This window comes from Synechococcus sp. R55.4, assembly GCF_047461935.1.
Classification (GTDB): domain Bacteria; phylum Cyanobacteriota; class Cyanobacteriia; order Thermostichales; family Thermostichaceae; genus Thermostichus.
In genome coordinates, this window is record NZ_JANSIF010000020.1 from 21397 (window position 1) to 44250 (window position 22854).

23 protein-coding genes are annotated in these 22854 nt (G+C 59.9%); 8 read left to right on the forward strand and 15 right to left on the reverse strand.

The annotated features are described in order from the left end of the window. The first annotated feature begins 8 nt into the window (after window positions 1–8). A complete protein-coding gene (locus NW842_RS06435; RefSeq protein ID WP_414417702.1) occupies window positions 9–3776 on the forward strand; it encodes a tetratricopeptide repeat protein in 3768 nt (1255 codons plus the stop codon). A 93-nt stretch (window positions 3777–3869) separates the two neighbouring features. Here NW842_RS06435 and lysS read toward each other — a convergent pair whose 3' ends face one another. From lysS to trpB, 7 genes are all read right to left on the reverse strand, one after another. Beyond that, a complete protein-coding gene (gene lysS / locus NW842_RS06440; protein ID WP_414356625.1) occupies window positions 3870–5405 on the reverse strand; it encodes a lysine--tRNA ligase in 1536 nt (511 codons plus the stop codon). Window positions 5406–5455: 50 nt separating this feature from the next. Beyond that, window positions 5456–6244, reverse strand: coding sequence for a Uma2 family endonuclease (locus tag NW842_RS06445; RefSeq protein ID WP_414417703.1), 789 nt, complete (start codon window positions 6242–6244; stop codon window positions 5456–5458). Window positions 6245–6462: 218 nt separating this feature from the next. Further along, window positions 6463–7857, reverse strand: a complete 1395-nt coding sequence (radA, locus tag NW842_RS06450; RefSeq protein WP_414356629.1) for a DNA repair protein RadA — start codon at window positions 7855–7857, stop codon at window positions 6463–6465. 166 nt (window positions 7858–8023) lie between these two features. Continuing rightward, entirely contained in the window at window positions 8024–9160 is a 1137-nt protein-coding gene (gene aroC, locus NW842_RS06455; protein ID WP_414356631.1) for a chorismate synthase, read from the reverse strand. 39 nt (window positions 9161–9199) lie between these two features. After that, complete coding sequence (locus NW842_RS06460; protein ID WP_414356634.1) at window positions 9200–10069, reverse strand: pantothenate kinase; 870 nt, start codon at window positions 10067–10069, stop codon at window positions 9200–9202. Further along, window positions 10059–10817: an AMMECR1 domain-containing protein gene (locus NW842_RS06465; RefSeq protein ID WP_414356636.1), complete on the reverse strand. Its 759-nt coding sequence runs from the start codon at window positions 10815–10817 to the stop codon at window positions 10059–10061. The genes NW842_RS06460 and NW842_RS06465 overlap by 11 nt, the downstream gene beginning before the upstream one ends. Before the next feature lie 37 nt (window positions 10818–10854). Continuing rightward, window positions 10855–12108: a tryptophan synthase subunit beta gene (gene trpB, locus NW842_RS06470; protein ID WP_414356648.1), complete on the reverse strand. Its 1254-nt coding sequence runs from the start codon at window positions 12106–12108 to the stop codon at window positions 10855–10857. 180 nt (window positions 12109–12288) lie between these two features. Here trpB and NW842_RS06475 point away from each other — a divergent pair, with 180 nt between their 5' ends. The 5 genes from NW842_RS06475 to NW842_RS06495 all read left to right on the forward strand — a co-directional run bounded on the left by NW842_RS06475 (window position 12289) and on the right by NW842_RS06495 (window position 17431). Further along, the gene (locus tag NW842_RS06475) at window positions 12289–12648 is read left to right on the forward strand and encodes a hypothetical protein (RefSeq protein WP_011433121.1); all 360 of its coding nucleotides are present in this window, start codon (window positions 12289–12291) and stop codon (window positions 12646–12648) included. A gap of 259 nt (window positions 12649–12907) precedes the next feature. Next, window positions 12908–13426, forward strand: coding sequence for a hypothetical protein (locus NW842_RS06480; protein WP_414344373.1), 519 nt, complete (start codon window positions 12908–12910; stop codon window positions 13424–13426). Window positions 13427–13474: 48 nt separating this feature from the next. Then, window positions 13475–14038 carry a helix-turn-helix domain-containing protein gene (locus NW842_RS06485; protein ID WP_414330992.1) on the forward strand — a complete coding sequence of 188 codons (564 nt, stop codon included), beginning with the start codon at window positions 13475–13477 and terminating at the stop codon, window positions 14036–14038. Further along, window positions 14038–15642, forward strand: coding sequence for an Hsp70 family protein (locus NW842_RS06490; RefSeq protein WP_414417704.1), 1605 nt, complete (start codon window positions 14038–14040; stop codon window positions 15640–15642). The genes NW842_RS06485 and NW842_RS06490 overlap by 1 nt, the downstream gene beginning before the upstream one ends. 334 nt (window positions 15643–15976) lie before the next feature. Next, window positions 15977–17431: a 1-acyl-sn-glycerol-3-phosphate acyltransferase gene (locus NW842_RS06495; protein WP_414417705.1), complete on the forward strand. Its 1455-nt coding sequence runs from the start codon at window positions 15977–15979 to the stop codon at window positions 17429–17431. A gap of 55 nt (window positions 17432–17486) precedes the next feature. Here the strand turns inward: NW842_RS06495 and NW842_RS06500 are convergent, their stop codons facing one another. The 8 genes from NW842_RS06500 to psbE form a co-directional block, all read right to left on the reverse strand. Continuing rightward, window positions 17487–17753, reverse strand: coding sequence for an ARPP-1 family domain-containing protein (locus tag NW842_RS06500; protein ID WP_414351045.1), 267 nt, complete (start codon window positions 17751–17753; stop codon window positions 17487–17489). A 301-nt stretch (window positions 17754–18054) separates the two neighbouring features. Further along, window positions 18055–18168, reverse strand: a complete 114-nt coding sequence (locus tag NW842_RS06505) for a photosystem I reaction center subunit VIII (RefSeq protein ID WP_011433114.1) — start codon at window positions 18166–18168, stop codon at window positions 18055–18057. Window positions 18169–18206: 38 nt separating this feature from the next. Beyond that, the gene (locus tag NW842_RS06510) at window positions 18207–18677 is read right to left on the reverse strand and encodes a photosystem I reaction center protein subunit XI (RefSeq protein WP_011433113.1); all 471 of its coding nucleotides are present in this window, start codon (window positions 18675–18677) and stop codon (window positions 18207–18209) included. A gap of 137 nt (window positions 18678–18814) precedes the next feature. Beyond that, on the reverse strand, window positions 18815–19081 hold the full coding sequence (locus NW842_RS06515) for a transposase (protein WP_414356642.1): 267 nt from the start codon (window positions 19079–19081) through the stop codon (window positions 18815–18817). 102 nt (window positions 19082–19183) lie between these two features. Beyond that, window positions 19184–19303, reverse strand: a complete 120-nt coding sequence (locus NW842_RS06520; protein WP_414356643.1) for a photosystem II reaction center protein J — start codon at window positions 19301–19303, stop codon at window positions 19184–19186. 141 nt (window positions 19304–19444) lie between these two features. After that, on the reverse strand, window positions 19445–19570 hold the full coding sequence (locus NW842_RS06525; protein ID WP_011433111.1) for a photosystem II reaction center protein L: 126 nt from the start codon (window positions 19568–19570) through the stop codon (window positions 19445–19447). A 5-nt stretch (window positions 19571–19575) separates the two neighbouring features. Beyond that, window positions 19576–19707 carry a cytochrome b559 subunit beta gene (gene psbF / locus NW842_RS06530; protein ID WP_011433110.1) on the reverse strand — a complete coding sequence of 44 codons (132 nt, stop codon included), beginning with the start codon at window positions 19705–19707 and terminating at the stop codon, window positions 19576–19578. A 76-nt stretch (window positions 19708–19783) separates the two neighbouring features. Next, window positions 19784–20029: a cytochrome b559 subunit alpha gene (gene psbE / locus NW842_RS06535; RefSeq protein WP_011433109.1), complete on the reverse strand. Its 246-nt coding sequence runs from the start codon at window positions 20027–20029 to the stop codon at window positions 19784–19786. A 315-nt stretch (window positions 20030–20344) separates the two neighbouring features. Here psbE and NW842_RS06540 point away from each other — a divergent pair, with 315 nt between their 5' ends. Both NW842_RS06540 and NW842_RS06545 read left to right on the forward strand, forming a co-directional pair. Continuing rightward, window positions 20345–22030 (forward strand): S-layer homology domain-containing protein, encoded by a 1686-nt coding sequence (locus NW842_RS06540; protein ID WP_414417706.1) that lies wholly within the window; start codon window positions 20345–20347, stop codon window positions 22028–22030. Between the two features lie 159 nt (window positions 22031–22189). Beyond that, on the forward strand, window positions 22190–22854 hold a 665-nt coding region (locus tag NW842_RS06545), incomplete at its 3' end, for an RNA-guided endonuclease InsQ/TnpB family protein (RefSeq protein ID WP_414417707.1).

Here is a 22854-nt window from a genome sequence, read left to right on the forward strand (position 1 = left end):
GCTTGGCTATGGAAGACAAGATCAGAGCGGGAAGTGTGCTCAGGGGACGCTATCGCATTCTCCATCCCCTCGGGGAAGGGGGATTTGGCATAACCTACAAGGCGGTGGATCAAGACACCTTCGATAGCCCCTGCGTCGTCAAGCGCCTTCGCCCCCTCTCCACGGATCCTTATACACTGGCCACGGCTCGCAAGCTCTTTGAACGGGAAGCCAAGGTTCTCAACCGGCTCAACCACTTCGACCAGGTGCCCCGCCTTTTGGCCCACTTCGAGCAGGATCAGGATTTTTACTTGGTGCAAGAGTTTGTTGCCGGGCATGATCTCAGCCAGGAGCTGATCCCGGGCAAGCCGCTGAGCGAGGCCGAGGTTTTGAAACTGTTGTGGGATATTTTGGAGATCCTGCGCCATGTACACGCCCACCAGATCGTCCATCGGGATATCAAGCCGGCCAACCTGATGCGCCGCGATGCCGATGGCAAGTTGGTGTTGATCGACTTTGGGGCAGTCAAGGAAGTGGGGCGGTTGGTCAGCCATGCCCCCGGCCAAACTCAGTTGGCGACGGTGATTGGCTCGGTTGGCTACATGGCGCCCGAACAGCTCAACGGCAAGCCCCAGCCCTGCAGCGACCTGTACTCCGTAGGGGTGCTGGCCATCCAAGCCCTCACCGGTCGTCCTCCCCATAAGATCCGGGATGATCCCCGCACCGGCCAACTGCTCTGGCGGGATTTGGTTCAGGTCAGCGAGGAGCTGGCCGAGATTTTGGATCGCCTGATCTGCCCCCACTGGCAAGAGCGCTTCCAGTCCGCTGCTGAAGTGTTGGAGGCGCTGCGGCCCCTGTTGCCTTTTCCCCAAGAGGCGACGCTCGGCGATGTTTCGGTGGATCAGGTTTTGGTGACGCGCCTGTTGGCCCGCGCACAGGAGAAAGCTCGCCAAGGGGATTTCCAGGGGGCGATTGCCGACTGCACGTTGGCCATTCAATTGGATCCCCAAAATAGCCGCGCCTACAGCCAGCGGGGCAGCGCCCGCTACAAAAGTGGGGACTTGGCAGGGGCCATCGCAGATTACACCCAAGTCATTCAACTGGCAGGGGACGCCCGCGCCTATTTCAACCGCGGCATTGCCCGCTACCGGCTGGAGGACTACGAGGGAGCTGTTGCCGACTACACCCAGGCTCTCGGCCTCAACCCACAATGGGCGGTGGCCTACTACAACCGTGGCAATGCCCACCGGCAACTGAATCAGCAGCAGCAAGCCATCGAGGATTATTCGCGGGCCATTGAGCTCAACCCAGAGGATGTGCGGGCCTATTTCAACCGGGGTGTGGTGCGGGGCAGCTTGGGAGATGCCCAAGGGGCCGTCGCCGACTTCTCAGAGGTGATCAAACGGGATCCTCAGGACGGGGAAGCCTACTTCAACCGGGGAGTGGCGCGGGTCCAGTTGTCAGATTTGCAAGGGGCCGTCGAGGACTACACCCAAGCGCTGCAGTTGGATCCTCGCCACGGCAAAGCCTATTACCACCGGGGCCTGGCCCGGCAAGCGTTGGGGGATCCCCAGGGGGCTGTTGAAGACTTTTCTCAGGCCCTATCCCTACGGTCTGCTGAGGCCACTGAGCTACCTGAGGCAGAGGCGGCAGCCCAGGCGGATCTCTACTTGCAGCGGGCCATGGCCTACCTGAGCAGCAACACCCTGGAGCCGGCGCTGGCCGATTGTGAACAGGCTCTCCGTCTGGATCCCAACCTGTCGCGGGCCTATCTCTGCCGGGGCTTGGCTCGCCAGGGGCTGGGGGATCCCGGCGGCGCTCTGGCAGACTTCAACCGCGCCCTGGAGCTGGATCCCCAGATGGCCAAAGCCTACCTCAACCGAGGCATTGCCCACCTGGACTTGGGCAACATTGAAGCGGCTTTGTCCGACTTGAACCAGGCCATTGCTTTGGATCCCCAAGATGCCAGTGCCTACAGCAGCCGCGGGCGAATCCATTGGCTGTTGGGGGATCCCCTAGCGGCTCTGCAGGATTACACGGCTGCCCTGGAGCGGGATCCGCAGAACCCTCAGCTCTACTTCAACCGCGGCCAACTCCATGTTGAGCGGGAAGATTGGCCGGCAGCCTGTGAGGACTTCTCGCAGGTGTTGCAGTGGGCGGCGAGGCCTGGGATCCCACGCGGGCCGGAGCTGCTGGTTAATGCCCATCTGCGCCGCGGTATGGCACGGCAACGGTTGGGGGATTGGCAGGGAGCGCTGGCCGATTTCGACCAAGCTCTGCAAGGGGATCCTCAGTCGGGCTTGGCTTATTTCCATCGCGGCCAAGTGCGGGCTGCTCTGGGAGATGGGCCGGGGGCCATCCAGGACTACCACCAGGCTTTGGCCCTGGGGGCGGCAGTGGCCCAGGCGGATATCCGCCGAGATCTGGCGCGGGCCCAAATCCAGGCAGGGGATCTGCAGGCGGCCTTAGAGCAGTTGAACGAGGCGGTGCGCTTGCAGCCGGAACGGCGGGATCTGCGCCAAGAGCGAGCTGAGTTGTGCCGACGGCTAGGCCGGTGGCAAGAAGCAATTGCCGACTACGACGAGGTGTTGCGGCAGGATCCTCAGGACTGGACGGCTTGGCTGGGACGGGGCATGGCCCATGGACAGGTGGGCAACTGGGCTGCCGCCCTTCAGGATCTCAGCCGGGTTTTGCAGCAGGATCCTGACCACAGGGAAGCGCTGTGGCACCGAGGACAAGCCCTGCAGCAGTTGGGTCAGACCGAAGCGGCCTTGCAAGATCTAAACCGTCTGCTGCAGCAGGATCCCCAACACAGGATGGCCCGCTTGGCCCGCGGCTCTCTGTTGTTGACGTTGGCAGTGCGCGGCACCGTTCCTGCAGCGGGCGTAGCCTTGGAGCAGGCCGAATCCGACTTCGACCAAGTCATCCAAGAACAAGCCCAAGACGGGGAACAGTCCCGGCAGCTCTATCTGGAGGCCCACCTGAAGCGGGCCCAAGTCCGCCGCCTGCGCCACAACCTGGAGGGGGCAATAGCCGATTGGGATCGGGTCTTGGAGCTGGCCAGCCCAGGGGATCCAGAAGTGCTGGTCACCGAAGCCCTGTTGTATCGGGGCTTGTGTCGCCAAGAGAGGGGGGATCTGGCTGGGGCGTTGGCCGATTTCACGGCGTTGATCCAGCAGCAACCGCAGGCTTCTCAGGCTTTTGCTTTGCGGGCAAGGGTGCATCTGGCTTTGGGGGATCAAGAGGCGGCATTGGCGGATCTCAACCAAGCTCTGAGCCTCGACCAGAACTGGGGGGTGGCCGATGCTGCCCTGGCCTACCGTCAACGGGGGGATCTACACCGGCAGGCCAATTGCCCTGAGCTGGCCATTGCCGACTACACGCGGGCCCTAGCCTTGAACCCTCAGGAGCGCCCTGCTTTGCTCCACCGAGCTCTCCTGTGGGATGGCGAGGGACAGACGGACAAAGCGATAGAAGACTACACCCGACTGCTGCAACTGGAGCTGGATCCCCAGGAGCGGGTCTGGGTTTTGAACAACCGCGGCTGGGCCTACGCCCAACAGGGGGATTTTTCGGCGGCCATCCGCGACTACGACCAAGCCATAACACTCTGCACTGCTGACGCGAGCGATAGGGATCCCTGCCACCTCAAGGCCCACCTCAACCGCGCCCTGGCCCGGACTGCCCTTGGGGATTGGCAGAGAGCCTGCCAGGATTTCCAGGCTGCCCTCCAGATGCAAGGGTACGAAGGTCGGCTTTTGGAAGACGTTATCGCTAGTTATTTCAAAATAGGTTGAGACACTTCCCAAAGGCTCCGCGCCGTCGCCGCGGCCACCTCCAACCTCTCTTAGAAATCGATGGGATTTGAATGGACAGTTAGAGGGATCGGCTCAAGCCTCCTCCGCCACTTCTCCCGTCTCGGGCCGCAGCAGCGGAAAGGCAATGACATCGCGAATGCTGGGAGCGTCGCACAGCAGCATCACCAAGCGGTCGATCCCCACGCCCAGGCCGCCGGTGGGGGGCAGGCCATATTCCAAGGCCGTGAGGAAGTCTTCATCCAGAAAGTGGGCCTCCTCATCTCCGGCTGCCTTCAGGGCTGCCTGGGCCTCCAGCCGCTGCCGCTGATCCACCGGATCGGTGAGCTCGGAGTAGGCGTTGGCCGTCTCCCGCCCAACGATGAACAGCTCGAAGCGCTCGGCCAACCCCGGTTTGCTGCGGTGGGGCTTGGTGAGGGGACACACATCCAGGGGGTAGTCCAGAACAAAGGTGGGCTGGCGCAGGCGGCTCTCGCAGCAGTGCTCAAAGGCTTTGACCAGCAACTTGCCAGGGGAGTCCTGGGGTGAGAGATTGGGGATCCCCCGTTCTGCCAAGGCGGGCAACAGCTCGGCGGTGGATCCCGTTTCCACATCGATGGAGATCCCGGTTGTCTCCTCCACCAACTCCTGCAGGGTCACCCGCCGCCAGGGGGGCGTGAGGTCAATGGTTTCCCCCTGATAAGTCAACTGCAGGGATCCCCGCACCGCCAGGGCGGCGTTGCAGACCAGGGTTTCCGTCAGCTCCATCATGGTGTGGTAGTCGGCGAAGGCTTGATAGGCCTCCAGCGAGGTGAACTCCGGGTTGTGGCGGGTGGAGATGCCTTCGTTGCGAAAGACCCGCCCAATTTCATAGACTCGCTCGATCCCGCCCACCACCAGCCGCTTCAGGTGCAGCTCGGTGGCAATGCGCAAGTAGAGATCCAGATCCAGGGCGTTGTGGTGGGTGATGAAGGGTCGCGCCTCCGCCCCGCCGGGGATCACCTGCAACACTGGCGTCTCAATTTCCACAAAACCTCGCTCTTCCAGAGTCTGCCGCAGGGAGCGGATGATCTGGGCGCGGTCGAGCAAGGTCTGCTTGACCTCAGGGTTGACGATGAGATCGACGTAGCGCTGGCGGTAGCGTTTCTCCACATCCCGCAGGCCGTGCCACTTGTCCGGCAGCGGCAACAGCGCCTTGGTTAGCACCTGGTACTCGTCCACCCGCACCGACAATTCCCCTTTTTCGGTGCGCTTGAGGCAGCCCTTGGCCCCCAGCCAATCGCCCACGTCGATGAGCTTGTCCAAGTTCTTGAAGGCCAACTCCCCCATATGCTCCGTCAGCCGTTGCTTCTCCAGGTAAAGCTGGATGGTGCCGGAGCGATCCTGAAGGGTAAAGAAAGCCAGCTTGCCCATGACCCGCCGCGCCCGGATCCGACCGGCCACGGCCACCTGCACATCCTCCCGCTCGGCACCGGGCTCTAGGTCGGCAAACTGCTCCTGCAGCTCGGCAGCCAGATGGGTAACAGGAAAAGAATAGGCATAGGGCGGGATCCCTTGTTCCCGCAGGTGTTGGGCTTTTTCCAGGCGGGCGGCCCGTTGGGCGGCTTCGCTGCTGCTGGGGAGGGTAGACATGGCGGTGGATAGGCAATGGACAATGGAAGCCCCGTTAGGGACGGGATTTTTCAGGCTGCCGGCGGTGCGATGCCGTGGGAACGCAGCAGCTCCAAAAGGGCTTCGGCCCGTTGGCGTTCTGCCTCAGCGCGCTGTTGTTCCAGAGCAGCCTTTTCTTCGCCGGTGGGCAAAACCTGCCCCTCCCGATCACACCAGCGTAGCCATTCGGTATTCACGACCTCAAAGGATCGCTGCCAGAGGGTTAAGCCCAGCCCGATGTCCTCCAGCCATGTGGACGCGAAGGGGACAAACTCACCTCCCCGCCGCTGAAAAAGGGCCAGAGGGGATCCCTGCAGTTCCCTTAGTTGCCGCAAGGGAGAGGCTACGCCCGCTGTGCGATCGTAGACCGCGTAGTAGCTGACGCCGGCGCGGGCATAGTCTTTGCGTTTGCGGCCCAGCTCTTCCCCTTTGCGCTTGGAGACAATCTCAATGACCACATCCGGCGGCTTACCCATCTCCCAGACCAGGTAGGTGCGATCTTCCTTGCGCTCAAAGCTGGCGGGGGGAGCCACCTCCAGGCTGAGCATCACATCGGGCACCAGGGGAGGCAGTTTGAGGGCATAGAACAGACCGACATTGGCCGTGGCCAAAAAGGGGATCGGTTCCCCGGTGTCTTTGGCCTTGGGCTGGAATGAGGTGTAGAGGGCACCGGTGAGCAGGCGCTGCAGCTTCTCCGAGTGAATGCTGTCCACAGGCTCATCGTCCTCGATGACCAGGTCACTAATATCCGGTGGCTCTGGCAGAGGAAATGCCGCCTCCGGCATCGAGGGCTGGACTGGGCTGGAGAGTGCAGAAACCATGCTCACCGGGATCCGTTGCTGGTGTTGCTAACTACGGACTAGGGCTCAGCTAAGGCTGCTGAGCTGTTTGCCCAGCAGGCGTAGCCTTTTTCGAGGGTAACAAAAGTTTTCGGGAACATGATGGACATGCCACCGAAGCAGCGGATGCCGAGCTTGGCCTTTGGAGATAGGCGCAGCAGAGCCCAGCAGCCGGCGACGGGTGGAAGGCAAGGGGATGTTCACTCTGCGCTCTGGGAACCGGGCACAGCCACCAGCAGGGCTTCCAACACCCGCTGCACCCGACTCAGGCGCAGGCCGTGATCCGACAACACAGGGCTGTTGGGGATGATGGCGTGGCGAAACCCCAGTTTGCTGGCTTCTTTCAAGCGCTGCTCCAACTGGGCCACCGGGCGCACCTGCCCCCCCAGTCCCACCTCGCCAATCAGGACTGTAAAAGGATCCACTTGGCGATCCCGGAAGCTGGCGGCCACGGCCACTGCTACCCCCAAGTCGGCAGCTGGCTCGGCTACCTGAATGCCGCCGGCAGAGGCGATGTAAGCATCGTATTTGGAAAGCGGGATCCCCACCCGTTTTTCCAGCACAGCCAAGATCTGCAAAAAGCGGTTGATTTCAATGCCGGTGGAGGTGCGGCGGGGGGAGCTGTAGCTGGTGGGGCTGACTAGGGCCTGCACTTCCACCACCAAGGGGCGGGTGCCCTCGCAGGCAACGATGGTGGCTGTTCCGGGCATGGCCTGATCCCGGCTACTCAAAAAAAGCTGCGAGGGGTTCTCCACCTCCACCAAGCCAGAGGCGGTCATCTCAAAAACACCCATTTCCTGGGCTGCCCCAAAGCGGTTTTTGACGGCGCGCAATAGGCGGTGGCTTTGGAAGCGATCCCCCTCAAAGTACAAGACCGTGTCCACCAAATGCTCCAGCACCTTCGGCCCGGCCAGGGATCCGTCTTTGGTAACATGGCCTACAATCAGCAGAGCCACCCCCAGTTTTTTGGCCAGCCGCATTAACAGGCCGGTGCATTCCCGCACCTGGGAAACGGATCCCGGCGCCGAGGTGAGTTGCCCCCAGAAGATGGCTTGGATGCTGTCGATCACTGCCACCCGCGGTTGCAGAGCTTGAATCTCCGCCACAATGGCCTCCAGATCGGTTTCTGCCAACAGGTAGAGCTGCTCGCTTTCTACCCCTAGCCGTTCGGCGCGCAGCTTGATCTGTTGAGCCGATTCCTCCCCCGACACGTATAAGATGGGCCCGCTCTTGGCCAGGTGGGCAGCGCTCTGCAGCAGCAGGGTGCTCTTGCCAATGCCCGGATCCCCGCCAATCAACACCAGGGATCCCGGCACAATGCCACCTCCCAACACCCGGTCAAACTCGCCATAGCCGGAGGAGAGGCGAGGGTGGCGATCTGAGGAGACCTGGGAGAGGGGGAGGGCCGACCGGGGGATCCCATTGGCGCGGTTGGACCTAGGAGCGAGGGCTTGGGCCCGTGGGGACTTGGCCGCTGGGGCGACGACCACTTCCGTCAGGGTGTTCCAGGCGCCGCAATGGTCGCAGCGGCCCAAAAACTTGGCATAGCGCTCGCCGCACTGGCTGCACTCCCAGACGGTTTTGGCCTTGGCCATGAATGGGGATCCCGCTCTTTGAGGAGTGAGAAGGGAGAAGTGAGAAGGAAGGAGTGAGAAGTGAGGAGTGAGGATCCACTCTCTTTGCTCTCTTCTCTCTGCTCTCTCCTCTTCCTACTCAGGATATCCGCCAAGGACTCCGTCCGAGTATCGCGACCGGCTGCTGCTAGGTGTGGGACACAGGAACAGCAGGAATGGGCAGCTCCGGCAAGGCCAGGGATCCACACTGGGCGTGGTGGCGCAGCAGGTGGTCGCAGAGCACCAGGGCCACCATCGCCTCCACCATCGGCACCGCCCGCGGCAGCACACAGGGATCGTGGCGTCCCCGCGCCGCCAAAACCGTCTCTTGCCCATCGAGGGTGACGGTGTTTTGGGCCTGGCGAATGGTGGCGGTGGGTTTAAAGGCCACCCTTAGGAGGATATCTTCTCCGTTGCTGATGCCCCCCTGGATGCCGCCGGAGCGGTTGCTGCGGGTACGCCAGCCGGCAGGGGTCATGTAAAACTCGTCGTTGTGCTGCTTACCCGTCAAGTAGGTGCCGGCAAACCCAGAGCCGATCTCAAACCCTCTGCTGGCCGGCAGGGACATCACCGCCTTGGCCAAATCGGCCTCCAGCTTGTCGAACACCGGGGATCCCAGTCCGCGGGGCACGTTGCGGGCCACACATTCCACCACACCCCCTAGGGAATCCCCCTCCCGCGCCGCCTCTTCGATTTTTTGGATCATCGCTGCTGCCGCTTCTGGATCGGGGCAACGGACGATGTTGGCCTCCACCTGCTCTGCAGTTACCGAGCTGGGATCCACCTGGGCTTCCACGTCTTTTACCCGCTGCACGTAGGCCAGGATCTCCACCCCTGCCGCTAGGCGCAGGATCTTCTTGGCAATGGCCCCTGCCGCCACCCGGCCAATGGTCTCTCGCGCTGAGGCCCGTCCTCCCCCCTGCCAGTTGCGGATGCCGTACTTGGCTTGATAGGTGGCATCGGCATGGGAGGGGCGGAAGGTGGTGGCCATTTCGCTGTAATCCTGGGGGCGGGCATCCTGGTTGCGTACCAGGATGTGGATGGGGGTGCCAAGGGTGAGGCCCTGGAAGACTCCCGAAGTGATCTCGCAGCGATCGGCTTCCTGGCGCGGCGTGGTGATGGAGCTCTGGCCAGGGCGACGCCGATCCAGCTCCGCTTGAATGTCGGCCTCGGTCAACGGCAGGCGGGGCGGACAGCCATCTACCACCACCCCCACTGCCCCACCGTGGGACTCGCCGTAGGTAGTAACCGAAAACAGGACGCCGAAGGAGTTGCCGTTGGCCATGGGATCCCGAACTTTTGGGTTTGCAACTTTGTCTTGCAACTATTCTGCAACAGGGGGCTGCCCGGCGGCGCGGTGCCACTGACGGCAGCAGGCGATCCCCCGCAACACCAGGTGAGGATCCCAATGTAGTGGAGTGAGAAGTGAGGAGTGAGGAGTGAGGAGTGAGGCTCTCTTCTCTCCGCTCTTTCCTCTCTGCTCTCTGCTCAAGGACTCCGTCCCGCTGTCGCTAACGGGGTTTTGCCGGTAACTTTGCAGGTGGGAGTAGAGCCACTCCCCATCCCCGCCGGTCAGCAGCAAAGGGCCTTGGGGAAAGCGGCGACGCCAGTCGGCAATAAACTCCCGCAACCCCGCCAGCAGAGTGTGGAGAATGCCGCTGCGGATGGCAGCCACGGTGTCAGTGGCCCAGCGGGGGGGTAAGGGAGAGCAGGGATCCCAGTGGATTTTGGGCAGCCGAGCAGTGTAGTCGGCCAACGCTTGCGCCTGCAGCCCTAGGCCGGGCAAGATCGCCCCCCCCACCAGGGATCCGTCGCAATCTGCTCCCGTCAAGGTCAGGGCAGTACCCGCGTCGATCACCAAACAAGGCCAGCCGTAGTGGATCCCGGCAGCCCACAAGGCCAAGGCCCGATCCAGCCCCAGCCCTGGGTAGGGATCCCGCAGCGGCACCTGCGATAGCTCCAATCGATGCACCCAAGGGGATTCCGGCGGCAGGGGAGCAGAGCCCACAGGAGCCAGCCACAGCTCTGTCTGCTGCGGCCAGGACAAGGGCTGGTGGGCAGGAAACTGCTCCACCTTCACCAGGGTCTCCCCCACAAACCAGCCCCAGCGCACGTGAGTGTTGCCCAGCACGGCTGCCAGCCATTCACGACAGCGGTGCGAAGCGCTGAGATCTGCCCCCTCCTCAAAACTCATGCAGCAGCTCTGCCTCCACGCGAAACAGCTCCACCGGCTGGTCGACAGGGATCCCGGCCAACCTCTTGGCAGTGGCGAGCTGCCATTCCGTCGTCAAAGCTTCTCCCGGCAGCAACACCGCCCCCCGTGTTCCGGAGCGGATAAACAAGCCCGTGCGGGTTGGATCCACCTGCTCCACGGCGGCGAAAGGACTCCGTCCGAGTAGCGCGATGGGCACCACCCGCCGCACAATGGCCACCTGAATGGCTGCTGACTCCAGCTCCCCAGGTCGCAGAGGCACGTAGCGCCAGTCGCGGGTCACAGCCCCCACCGCCGCCCGGATGGTGGCCCTGGCCAGATCCTCACCGCTGGGATCCAAGCTGCCCCAGCAGCCGCGGGGCCGACCTTCTGTACTCACTGTTACAAAAACCCCCGCTGAGCGCTGCCAGTGCGGTGGGATCTCGTCTGGAGGTGGCAGCACCTGGCCGGTGGCGAAGTAGTGGGCAATGGCCTGACGCGCCAGTGCCGGCAGGGTGTCAGGGAGAGGTGGTCGCCGGGTGGGGGAGGGGATCCCTTCTGAATCGGACTCCGTCCCGCCAGTGCGATCCCGTAAGCGGTGCGAGGCACCCATGGACTCCGGCGGAGGAACAGGGGCAGTTGTCTCAGAAGGCTGCGGCAGGGATCCCGTCCACAAGCCCAGCCCCGCAGCCAGGAGCAGGCCGAGAAGACCCAGCAATCGAACCGTGAAGTGAACTCGGCAGGTGAACACCCAAGAGAATCCCGTTGGTGGTCACAACAACCGTACTCTAAAAGCTACGCCCTCTCTGCTGCAAATACTTGAAAACGGTGTTCAAATCCTTGTCGCCGCGCCCAGAACAGTTGACCACTACCCGTTGCTGGGATCCAAGCTGTGGGGCCAAAGTTTTCAGGTAGGCCAGCGCATGGGCCGTCTCCAGCGCGGGGATGATCCCTTCCAGCCGCGACAGCAGCAGCAACGCCTCTACGGCCTCATCATCGGTGGCAGCGTAGTACTCGGCTCGTCCAATTTCTTTCAGATAGCTGTGCTCGGGCCCTACACCGGGGTAATCCAAGCCGGCGCTGATGGAGTGGGCCTCCTGCACCTGCCCTTCTTCATCCTGCAGTAGGTAGCTCATGGCTCCATGCAGGACTCCAATCCGACCGCGGTTGAGGGTGGCAGCGTGGCGGGGCGTGTGCAGCCCTTCTCCGGCGGCTTCGATGCCGATCAGTCGCACCCCTGGATCCCGGACAAACTCGTTAAACAGGCCCAGGGCATTGGATCCGCCTCCCACACAGGCCAGCAGCACATCCGGCAGCCCTCCCCACTTCTCCTGGCATTGCTGCCGCGTCTCCTGGCCGATGACATCGTGAAAGGCCCGCACCAGCTTCGGGTAAGGGTGGGGCCCTGCCACCGTACCGATCACATAGTGGGTGGTCTCCACATTCGTCACCCAGTCGCGGATCGCCTCCGACAGAGCATCTTTGAGGGTACGCGTGCCCGCCTCCACCCCCCGCACCTCAGCACCCAGCAGGCGCATTCGCTGCACGTTGGGGGCCTGCCGCTCCATATCCAGTGCCCCCATGTAGATAACGCATTCCAGCCCAAAACGAGCACACACGGTTGCCGTGGCCACCCCATGTTGCCCGGCGCCGGTCTCGGCGATCACCCGTCGCTTGCCCATACGCACTGCCAGCAGGGCCTGGCCAAGGGCGTTGTTAATTTTGTGGGCGCCGGTGTGGTTGAGATCTTCCCGCTTCAGGTAGATCTGCGGGCCACCGTAGTGTTCTGTGAGCCGCTGGGCAAAGTAGAGAGGGCTGGGCCGCCCGACAAAATCCCGCAGCAGGCTGTGAAACTCAGCGCGAAAATCGGGATCCCGCCAGTGATGCTCAAAGGCTTCCTCCAGCTCCGTTAGGGCGCTCATCAGGGTTTCCGGCACAAACCTGCCCCCAAACGGCCCAAACCGCCCCTGGGGATCCGGACGCACCTGCGGGTCAAGGGGATCCAAAACACGAGGGGAAAAAGCAAAAGAAGCTGAGGTCATGGCAGAGTCCGTCCGGGCCTTGTAGCCTGCAACTAGAGAGAGGCTTTCCCATTCTACAGAAGGAAGGGGCGATGACCAGTCTCGCCTCTCTTCTTCTGCCGTGGGATCCCGAAAAGTTGTTTTGAACAAGGGTCTTCCCAGGATTTTTAAGATAAGGCCGTCCGATTTTGAGGCGGCCTTATGGACAAGCATCTGCAAGAGTTGCTCCAGCAAGAAGATCAAAAGCGCAGAGATGAAGAGGTGCGGCGCACCTATGCCCTTTCTCAAAAGTCCGAGGGGATGGTGATCCTTCTGTCTATTCTGCTTGCCTTCGGAGCCTACCTCTACACGCGGCGGTGGAAAGCTTTGATGGTTTTTCTGGGCTGGTGTTTCTTCCTTGGCGTGTTGTTTAGCGACGACGAGGGAGAGGTTTCCCTACCCGGACTGTTTCTGGCCTCCACCTGGGCAGCGGTAGACAATTGCAGCGCTATCCAGCGGGCAAGAGAAGAAATTGAACGGCTGCGCTCCGGCCAAAACCCTGATGTTGATCGGCAAACTTAAACTTGGTCGACAAAACAAAATAGTGGCCCAAAAATCGGTATTTTATTTCAAACTCTCGAAAAAGATGCTATACCTACTATTTCAAGTGGCACCCAGATACAAGCGGCGCAACCGACCCATTCTCAACGGCAGTGAAACTTGGATTCCTATTCCCTTTGTCTTTTGGGAAAGAGCTTGGACAAACCAAATTCTGTCCCCCTAGGAGAGGGGCTGGAGGTGAGAGAGCTTAGGATAGCTACAGATTAGAGCAATCAAAACCATGAAGTCTGCTGCTCGCCTAGCTTGTCTGCTTGCCGGACTGATCCTAGGAGCGGGGATCCCCGTCATTGCTCCCGCCCCTGCCCTTCCCGTTGCCCAAGCCGGTTTCCGGCCCTATCTCAATGCCCGTTTCGGCTACCGCATCGACTACCCGGCAGACTTCATTCCGCAAGGGGAATCGGACAACGGCGATGGCCAAGTGTTTCTCGGTCAAGACGGGGCTGAGCTGCGCGTTTGGGGTGGGTACAACATTTTTCAAGCAACGCCCGCCAGCGCCCTGCAGGAAGAACTTCGCCGCAGCCGGGAAAACCAGCGCCAGGTTACTTACCAAACCGTTGGCCGGGATTTCTTCGTGGTCTCCGGCTACGAGGACTTTGGCCAGCGGATTTTCTATCTCAAAAAAATCGTCCGTCCTTCCCTGCAGGCTGGCTTTGAATTCGTGTACCCGGCCAGCCGGCGCGAGCGCTATGACCGAGATGTGGAAGCTATAGCCCGTTCCCTGCGCCTTGCCGATCCCTGAGCTAGACCCAAGTTGGGGCATGATCGTAGGGATCCCTGGCAAAACCCAATGGCCGAGAGACCGCTGGATAGTTGGCTGCAGGAACGCATGCGGGTTGTTGGCCTGTCTTCTTGGCGGGCTTTACAGGCCCAGGCCGGGATCAGCCGCCGCGCCCTTGATCAGGTGCGCCAGGGGAAGTGGGGATCCCTGCGCCTGGAGCAACTGCAAAAGTTGGCTGCCGCTCTGCAGTGGGATTTGGGATCCCTACTGCGCCTCAACGGGAATGACAAAATGGGAGCCACCGATTCCTCAGAAGTCCTCTTCTCTCTGCTGCAGCCGCTGCTGACCAGCTACCCCACTGTCCGCCAGATTGCCCAGCGCAAGCCCGATTGGCCGGCCCAAAACGTGACAGCTCTGTTTCGCTCCTTAGACGCTCTGCTGCAGCGCTGGGGGTATGAGCCCATCGGCAACCCCCTGGAGTCCGTCCCCTTTGATCCGCAACTGCATCAACCGGATCAGCCGGATATTCAAAAGGGGGATCCCGTTTACATTCGCTTTGTCGGCTACCGCCGCGGTGACCACATCCTCTGCCCAGCCAAAGTCAGCCGTTCCCTGCCTGGAGGATTGAGCTGATGGCATCCCCACCTCCAAAGCTCCTGGTTACAACGCTGGCCATTGATTTTGGCACCAGCAACACGGTGGTGGCAGTTTGGGATCCCGCCCAAGCAGTGCCCCGTCTCCTCACTCTTCCCGGCCTCTCTCGCCCAGACCACTCGGCTATTCCCAGCTTGGTCTACGTGAAGGGAAAAGGCCAGCTCCTGGTGGGGGAAACCGTGCGCGCCGGTCGGTGGGGGGCAGTGGATCCGCAACGGCTGTTTCAGGGGTTTAAGCGGGACTTGGTGGCGGAGTTTGTCCCTCCGCCGCGAGTTCTAGATGGAGAGCGCTACGACGCCGAGAGGGTGGCCCAAGCTTTTTTGCAGACGGTGATGGAAGCTGTCCCGAAAGAACACCTGCAGCCGCAACAGCTGGTGTTCACCGCCCCTGTCGGCTCTTTTGAGCGCTACCTCAATTGGCTGCGGGGAGTGGCCAGTGCCTGTGGCTGGGATCCCGTTCAAATTGTCGATGAAGCCACGGCAGCAGCCCTGGGCTATGCGGTTGGCCAGCCGGGATCCCTAGTGCTGGTGGTGGATTTCGGCGGCGGTACCTTGGATCTCAGCTTGGTGCGCACCCTCGCTCCCCAAGCGGGTAGCCCTGTCCTCAAAGCGGAGGTGATCGCCAAGGCCGATGCCTATGTGGGCGGGGTGGACATCGACATTTGGATTGCCGACTACCTACTGCAGCAACTGGGGCTAAGCCGACAGCAAATTGGAGCTCTGGGCTGGCTCAACCTCCTGGAGCAGGCGGAACAGCTCAAGATCGCCCTTTCCACTCAGATGGAAGCGGTGGGCAGTTGGTTTGACGACGAAGCCCTCACTGCCCATGAGTTGAAGTTAAGCCGGCAGGAGCTGGAAGAGATCCTGGAAGCTCGTCAGCTTTTGGATCAAATCCGCCAGTGCCTAGACGACGTTCTTCTCACCGCCCAGGCGAGGGGATTGGGCAAGAACCAAATTGAGCAGGTGCTCTTGGTAGGAGGCAGCTCCCAACTGCCAGCAGTTCAAGAGCTGCTGCGCTCCTACTTCGGCAAAAAGAAAGTGCGCTGCGAACGCCCCTTCGATGCTGTGGCCCTGGGCGCCCTGCAGGTGGGCCGCCAGGTGAAGCTGGAGGATCGCCTGCACCACAGCTATGCCCTCCGCCTCTGGGATCCCTTGCAGAAAAGCTACATCTACTACCCCCTCTTCGAACAGGGCAGCCCCTATCCCTGCCGACGGGCTGAGCCCTTGATCCTGCAAGTGGCCAACGACGGACAAACGGAGATTCGCCTAGAGGTGGGAGAAGTGGCCCAGGTAGTCCAGTCGGAAGTGGTTTACGACGAGCTGGGGCGGATGAGCAGCCGGCAGCTCACCCGGCAAACCGATTTCCGATCCCTAGCTCCTCTTGGATCCCTGCCCATTCGCCTCAGCGAGACGGAGTCCTTACCGGTTTGTCTGGCCCGTTTGCAGCCCCCTGGCCGCGTGGGAGAGGATCGCCTTCGCGTCGAATTTGCCATTGATAGCTCGCGGCGCTTGTTGGTCACCATCACCGACCTGCAAACTCAGGCGCTCTTGGCAGAGGCCCAGCCTGTAGCCACCTTGAGTTAAGAGACGAAAGTAGAGAGAAGAGAGCGTCTTCACTGCAACGGAAGACAAAGAAAGCAATGTAAAGGGCACGACATGGCCACGATTCCCAACTCTCATCTCCCCTTGTGAGAGAGGGGTCGGGGGCTTGAGGAGAGTAGAGAGCGGTTGCGCCGACGGCGTGGGGTCTCAGGGGAAGGATCTCAATCATTGATATTGTTGATATTGATTATTGATTGAGAATGGCTGCATATCCAGTGATCTCTGTAGCGACTTGATGAATAATCTGAGCGATGGGATATGAATCTGATTTGCGTTTAACTACACTTCTTCTCTTGAGCTACCTTGGGAACAAATCTTGCTCTTGTCACCACCGCCCCATTTTGCCCGTCCTCCCCTCGACTTTATTCCGCCCGCCTATAGCGCCTGGGTGCTACGGCTCGTCCACGGGATCCTGCCCCTGCTCTTGCGGGTGAGGGTGCGGCGCTGGCTTCCTTCCGGCATTGCCAAAATCGAGGCCACAGGGGCGGAGATCTTGGCGCGGCTCTACCACCAGTTCCAGGAGGGTCAAATTCGCCTAGTCCTGGCTTTCCGACATGTGGAGGTGGATGACCCGCTGGTGGGCCTGTACGTTCTATCTCGCCTGGTGCCCGAAGCCGCCCGTCGACAAGGGATCCGCCTTCGAGAACCCCTTCACGCCCATTTTCTCTACGACCGGGGCATGCCCCTCTGGGGAGGGGAATGGCTGGGGTGGCTGTTGTCTCGCCTGGGCGGGATCCCTATACGCCGCGGTCGGAGGGTGGATCGGGTGGCGCTAAAGGCGGCCCGGCAACTGCTCCTGGATGGGCAATTTCCCTTTGCAATCGCCCCAGAAGGAGCCACCAACGGCCACAGCGAACGGATCAATCCCCTGGAACCGGGAATGGCTCAGCTGTGCTTTTGGTGCGCCGAGGACCTGGCCAAAGCTGGTCGCTCAGAGACCGTCATTTTGCTGCCCATTGGCATTCGGTACTACTACACGGATCCCTCCTGGACGAAGCTGGAGCGCCTGCTGGCGCGCCTTGAGCACCTGAGTGGGTTGACGCCTCCGAAGCCAGAGCCAAGATCCTCCAGGAGCCCCAACCTTCGCTACACCCAGCGGATCTGCCGCCTAGCCCAGCATCTCCTGGGACAACTAGAAGCTTTCTACGACCTACCTCCCTTCATCTCTGGGAGAGATGAAGAAGAACCACGGATAGAGCAGAGGCTAGCCCCTGGCCACTTTAACGCTCGCCTGGAGCGGCTGCTCCACAGAGCCCTGGAAACCGCAGAGACCTACTTTGGCCTATCTCCCCAGGGGGATTGGAACAGCCGCTGCCGCCGCATTGAAGAAGTCGCCTGGATCCAGATTTACCGAGAAGAATTGCGGCATCCTGGATCCCTGTCTCCCCTGCAGCGGGGTTTGTTGGACTGGAAGGCCCACCAGGCAATGCTCTACCTACAGCACATGCGCTTGGTGGAAAGCTGCGTGGCGGTGGAGGAAGAGTATCTGCTGAGCAAACCCTCCTTTGAGCGGCTGGCGGAAACCGCCCTCATCCTATTTGATGTGCTGGCCCGCCTCCGAGGGGAATCCTACCCGGCCCGCCCCCGCCTAGGTTGGCGGGGGGTTCATGTAACCGTTGGGGATCCCATCTCCGTTAGCGAGCGGTTAGAGCGGTATTGCCGAGGCCGCCAGGAAGCCAAACAGGCGGTGACCGAGCTAACTCAGGATGTTTTTTCTTTCCAATTTCTTTTTCCAATTTCTAGGGATCCCCTGCAGGAGGAACGGGTTTAGGCGAGGAGTTCGGTACTACCGCCGAGAGACTGCCGAGAGATAAACCACCTTCCCGTCATGGAACAGAGCTGAGCCTTGGTCGCCCCGCTGGGACTCTGCTCGGTACTCCCAGCAGCAATAGGAACTCACTGTGGTTTTCCACAACCAGGTGAGGTACTGCTCCGGCCTCGCTCACCTCGGTGATGGTTGCTTCCTTGGTTTGCAGATCTGGAAGGCGATAGGCAACTTCCTGCTCCCCCTGAGAAAAGAGAGGGAAAACCTGGAAACTGCCCTCTTGAATGGGATCGCCTATACGCAGGGTTGGAAAGTTAAGGCTGGCCATCGACTCCTCCTTCTTAAAACTTAAAAGGGTGTTGCAGAAGCTGCCCTTTTCCTCGTTAGCATGGGATCAGCTTGCTGAATCCTGCTCCACTCTAAAATCTTTTGGAAGCTCCTCCTTCCTAAAAAGAGATGAGGGACGGCCCTTGCCCTGCGAGATTCTGGCAGCGCGGACAAAGGCTTTTCATCCTGCCAAAAAGGCAGGGATCCCTTTTTTGGGATCCCTGCCTCAATATCTGGGGTTGATCTCTAGCCTGAAATAATTGAAATTAATCAGCACTAGTGAGTATCAAAGCACTCCGGGACTAGTCCCGCTCAATGTACAAAAAAAGCACTGCCATGCCCACTGCAGGAAGCAGCCAACCAACAATGGGGATAAAAATCCAAGGAAGATAAGCAGCAGCGTAAGAACCGGTCATGATTTTGCTCCTCTCAAGTGACTTGACAAACTTGACAACTAATTCACCAGCCCTCGAAAGATGGCGTCGATCCCGGCAAAGTTCTCCAGCAGGAAATAGGCAGCGAACACGCCACCCATACCTCCCAAGAAAAATCCTGCCGTCAGATCCCCCCAACCCCGAGCTGTAGCCAGAGGAGCGGCCCCCGGCGTCTCCGGCTTGTTTCCGAAGGTAACGCTGCCATAGGCCGACATACAGGCGGTTCCCAGCAGCACAATCGCCATCGCCGTGACCAGCCCGCCCAAGTTAGCTGCCTCAGGATAATCCCGCAGCGGCCCCAGCACAATTTCCGGCCCCACCAAGAAATATCCATGGGCCAGCCCAATTTCCAGCCCCCGCAATAGCGGCGACAGGCCAGGACGGTTGATGGGAAGATTGTTGATAAACAGACGGGTGACAGGAGAATCGCTGATGGGCGTCGAAAGATGCCCCTCGCAGGGATCGTCGTTAAAGGTGCGAATGTAATCCATGTCCGAATGTCCTGCCTGGAATTTTGCGATTCATTCTACGGGGCCTAAGTTACCCTCTCGGCAACCACCACCCGGATCGTTAAAAAAGTTCATGCTCGCTTAACACAGAGATAGCTCTTGTGACATCCTCTCAACACTCACCCTAACAACCAGTTGGCTGTCTTGTAGTGGAAATCCTTGCGCTGATTGGCTACTTTGAGATGGGCCTTCGCCACTCGCCTTAAGGCTTTCTTACGGCGGTTTGACCCTTGCTTCTTGCGGGATAATGACCGCTGTAATCTCTGTAACCGCTTTTGTGCTTGGCGATAATACTGGGGAACTGGAACAGACTCCCCTGCATTGGTCACCAAAAAGGATTTCAACGTGATGGGTAGCCCCGGAAAAAGTGGTAGATACAACAGCATCGAAAAGCCTAACTGAATTCAGCTAGGCCATAAAAACCATGCGGCTTTGTACCCCTACCTATTGCGGGCTACTACCAGACTAACAGACTAAAAACCTCAAACTTACAGGCTCGAGCCCAAGCCCACATAGGAGCCATAGAAGAAAAGCCCAACTACCGTGAGCACACCCAAACCGGCAACCACGGCCACTATCCACAAAGGGATCCTTGCTTGACTGGTCATAGCAACTGGTCTCCAAAAAAGACAGAACTAGCAGCAATTACATTCTCAGTAAACTTAGCAAAGGGGAGCAAGGGCTAGCCAAAAGCCAGCATTGTCCCCTGCGCTCTTTCCCAACTCCAAGAGCAGAGTGTGATCCTGGCCTCAGTTGAGAAAATAGCTGGAGAACAACAGCCCAACCACAAACACCAGCAGCAAACCCAAGTAAAGGGAAGTGCGGTTTAGCTCGACAGGTTGGGAGTTGGGATTCCTTTCGGGTTGATCAGCCATTGGGTTCACCGTTGAATAAACTGCATTGCAGCAATAGCTCCCAAGAAGAAAACCGTTGGGATCGCCAAGGTATGCACCGCCAGCCAACGGACGGTAAAAACAGGGTAAAAAACGGGTTCATCAGATTTAGTGGCCATAGATATCACCCTACGCAAAAAGCTCAATCAACTTACAAATTGCAACAACGAATAGTCCACTTACCCACGGGCACTCCTAGCGAGTCAGCCTCTCCAGCTCCTCCAGAGCATTGAAGCGATCGCTAACGATCGGCAACTCCTGGCGCTCTGCCGTGAAATACTCATTGGGGCGCGGGGTGCCAAAAATATCATAGGCCAGGCCAGTGCTCACAAAAAGCCAGCCTGCCAAAAACAAAGCGGGAATGGTCAGGGCGTGAATAACCCAGTAGCGGACACTGGTGATGATATCGACAAAAGGTCGCTCTCCGGTGCTGCCAGCCATGAAACTCCTCCCTAGGGTAGGGGCAAAAGTGCTTTCTGAACTTTCTGAGTCTATAACACAATGATAAGGATTTGGATGCACAACTACAAGTTGCAAGACATTCGCTTAGCCCCTTTGCTGCCAAGCCGGATCCCAATCTTGTCTTGGATAAGTAAAATCTCCTATGGGGTTCCTGTGACCAACCTCCTCACCCGAGTTTTCAGAATCTCACTGCCAAAGGGCGCAATCCCAACGGGTATCGAGGGCTTGGGGACACGGCGGAAGTTTGAGATAAGCTGGCCCTGAGGGGATGTTGTTGGAACAGGAGTGACAGCTATGCGGTGCTCGTGGCCCCTGGCTCTGAGCTTGTGTTGGACGCTGGGCTGGTCGGGTGTCAGCTTGCCGGCTTGGGCCCAAGGGGTGGAGCAGCAAGCCTCGCTGGCCTGGGCCGATGCCTATGTGGCGGCTCTGGAGCGTCAGACGGATGTGGTGATCACCCGAGAACCTCTGTCGGCCACCCTGACCCGTCTGGAATTGGCCCAGTGGCTGACGGAGTTTTTCGGCTACATTCCCAATCCCAACCAGGTGCAGGAGATTCGCGACCTGGAGCCCAACACCCCCGACTATTGGACTGCCCAAGCCGTGCTGCAGGCGGGGGCCATGCGCCTATACGAGGGCAACGAGTTTCGCCCGCAAGGGGATATCACCCACCTGGAAGCCCTGGCCATTTTGGTGCGGGCTCTGCAATTGCCTGCTCCCACCCAGGCCGACATTGAGCGCTGGATGGCTCTGTACACCGATGCGGCTGATGTGCCGGAGGTAGGGCGGGCTTTTGTGGCCATGGCAGGCGAAGCGGGGCTGCTGGTGAATGTGCCGGATCCAGCTCGTCTTCAGCCCAATCGCGTGCTGAGGCGAGCAGAAGGGGCGGTGTTGTTGCATCAGGCCCTGGTGTATCGCGGTCAGCTTCCGCCCTTGCCACCCCCTGTGGCCCAGTTGCGTCCCTCCCCAGCCCGGGTGGCCGAGACTGTCCAACCCGAAATCTTCCAAACGCGGATCACTCCCGAGGGAGGAAGTGTTCCTGCAGGGGGAACCTTGACCATTGAAGCGCAGGCCACTCCCAACGGCAGGGCTACGGTTGATATCGGCGGCGTGGTTCAGGGTCTGCCGATGCAGGAGGTGCAGCCCGGCTACTACCGCGCAGTTTATAGCCTTGGTCCTCAGGATGCCGTCTTTGGCCCCGACATCAGTATTCAGTTGACCCTCAATGGCGTCAGTACCCGCGTTCAACGGCGGCTACCTCAACTGGCCTTGGGCAATGTTGCTCCTCCGCCAGTGGAATCAGTATTTCCGCCCCCAGCTCCTCTGCCGCAGCCAGCCCCTCTGACTGCAGCCAGCAATCGCTATCCGCGCATTGAGGCCATTCGCTTGGATCCCCAGCGCGACTTGGTGGAAGGGGACATTCTCACCATTGCCATTTGGGGGGAATCTGGAGGGATCGCCCAGTTTGATCTGGGGAATCTGGCCCTGAACCAGCCGATGCGGGAGGTACGACCCAACCACTACGAAGGCACCTACGTGGTAGCCCCCACCCACCAGGCCAACAATCCCACCTTGAGGATTGTGCTCACCAAGGACGGCCTCAGCCAGGAACATCGGGAGATTTTTCCTTTTTCTATCGATGGCTCCAGAGGAACCCGCTCCACCATTCAGCCGGTCTCCGCGCCTGTTGCCGTGGGGCCGCCCCAGATTTTCAGTGTCACCACCAACAGCACCAATCTGCGCATGGGAGAAATTCTCAAAGTCACCATGCGAGGGGATCCGGGGGGGCGGGCTGCTTTTCGGATTGTTGGGGTAACGCCGGAAGTCGAAATGCGGGAGGTGGCGCCGGGCCTATACGAAACCCAGCAGCAACTGCCCTTCAACATGCAGCCGGTCAACAACGGCATCATCGAGGTGATCTTGCAAAGAGGGGGCCAAAAGACCACCCAAACCAGCCCCTCGCCCATTACCATTGCCCCCTAGCGGGATCCCTGCAAAGGGTCAACTAAAATCAGGGTATTGTAGATTTGTTAACAAAACGTGCGGAGTTCCCCACCCTCTGTAGAGTGGGGATGGATAGCACCACCGGATCGGTTGTTCGGGGGATAAAGCACTCAGAACTGGGATAGAGTGTGTCTACCCATGGCAACCAGAAGGCAGACCTTTCGACTGTATCCCAGCAAAGCCCAGGAAAAGGCTTTGTTCGAGGCTCGTCGTCTGCATTGTTATCTTTACAATGCTTGCATTGCCCATCGGGAAACCGAGTACCACCTCCACCGCCGAACGGTGACCTACCTGGAACAGCAGAACCTACTCCCCGAATTCAAGCAGGTGTGGGGGGAGTTTGCCCAACTGAACTCCCAAGCCCTGCAAGCTACCGTCAAGCGGGTGGATTGGGCTTACCAACGGTTCTTCCAAGGACTGAATAGGAAGCCAAGATTCAAGTCCATTCGCCGGTATTCGGGCTGGACGTATCCTGCCCGGTCGGGGTGGAAGGTCAACAGCACGGGAAAGCATGGCACGGTCACACTCAATGACTTGGGTATTACGCTGAAAATGCGCGGTCAAGCCAAGCATTGGGGCGTGCCAACAACGCTGACTATCGTCTACAAGCCGTCCCGGCGGCAGTGGTTTGCCTCGTTCACGGTCGAGGTGGCGATACCTGAACCTAAGTTTGGTTCACAGTCGGATTTGCAGTACGAATCTATAGTTGCCTATGACTTGGGGACGGAGACCGCCCTGACGTTGTTTGACGGGGCGGAGTTTCGGGAGATTACTAATCCCCGCTTTACCCAGCGGAGTGAGGA